General features: G+C 40.5%; 2 protein-coding genes. One reads left to right on the plus strand and one right to left on the minus strand.

The features are described 5' to 3' along the window. The coding region (locus CXF78_RS01225; protein ID WP_102035741.1) for a class I SAM-dependent methyltransferase at positions 1–564 on the plus strand (564 nt) is incomplete at its 5' end. A 458-nt stretch (positions 565–1022) separates the two neighbouring features. Here CXF78_RS01225 and CXF78_RS01230 read toward each other — a convergent pair. Beyond that, a partial coding sequence (locus CXF78_RS01230) for an LPP leucine zipper domain-containing protein (protein WP_308302231.1) occupies positions 1023–1185 on the minus strand: 163 nt, incomplete at its 5' end.

The following is a 1185-nucleotide window of genomic DNA, read 5'->3' on the forward strand; positions in this document are numbered from 1 at the left end:
TTACAGCATATCGATTACCAATGCGCTGATGGATATTATTTGCGTCAGCTTGTTCCTGCGCTAGTTGAAGCAAAGGTATCGTGCCAGCACTGGGGCATTACTGATGCTGAAAATGCAATATTTGCAGCGGCAAAATCTGAAACACCGGCGAACTTATTGTTGTTGGCACTAAAAAAATTGCCCTTTGCCTCGCAATCAGTCGATATCGTGACGGTTCTTGATTCACCGTTAAAGGGGAAAGAATGCATTCGGATTTTAAAAGATGATGGTCGAATTGTATTGTTGCAGCCTGGTATTAGGCATTTATGGCAAATTAAACAACAAGTTTATCCAGACTTAGTCGAAAAACCGTTGCAGTTAAATTTACCTAATGATGTTGAAATTGAGGCCCAGCAACAAGTGGTATTTACTCAATCTGTGACCGGTGAGCAGGCATTAACACTCCTTGATATGTCGGTATTTGGTTGGCGTGCTAATGATCAGTTAAAGCATCAAGTTAAATCGACGGCAATCAGTGAGTTAGAGTTTGATTGGCAGATCATAACGCTCAAAAAACGCTTATAAAAATGTAAAAGCTGATGGAAAGCGATAAGGACGACAATGCGGTGAGAGTGTTAGAGCCTAAGAGCTAGGACGCTTCGCGGCTAGATGCTATAAGAGCTGAAATTGGTTGTGAGCGGTGTTAAGCGATGACAAGCGATAAGGACGACAATGCGGTGAGAGCGTTAGAGCCTAAGGGCTAGGACGCTTCGCGGCTAGATACTATAAGAGCTGATTCTAAGATTTCTGTGAGATTGTTTAGAAAGATTAACTGGTTGAACAATGTAAGATTAAATAGTGAAAAAGCTGGTGTGGTGAAGCTGTAGGTGTTTAGATTTTTCGCTTGATACCGCTTGATACCGCTTGTAAAACTATCACAAATAATTAAGGCTTGATGTTGAAGTACTACTGAAAGTAGTTGCATCAACAATCAAGCCCTAATAATCAACCTATGTAAATAAGCTAATTTTTAATAACTATTCTTACTTTTTGTAAGAAGAAGCCATGTTGTCTAAACGGTCGTTAGCACGTTTAGCTTCGGCTTGTGCGTCCATAGAAGCAGCTTTAGCGCCTTTAACATCAGCAGATAGCTTGCTTTGCTCAGACTTTAAAGAACCAACTTGTGCTGATAGTTGATCAACTTTG

Origin of the sequence: Shewanella sp. 11B5 (assembly GCF_002836795.1) — a bacterium.
GTDB classification, from domain to species: domain Bacteria; phylum Pseudomonadota; class Gammaproteobacteria; order Enterobacterales; family Shewanellaceae; genus Shewanella; species Shewanella frigidimarina.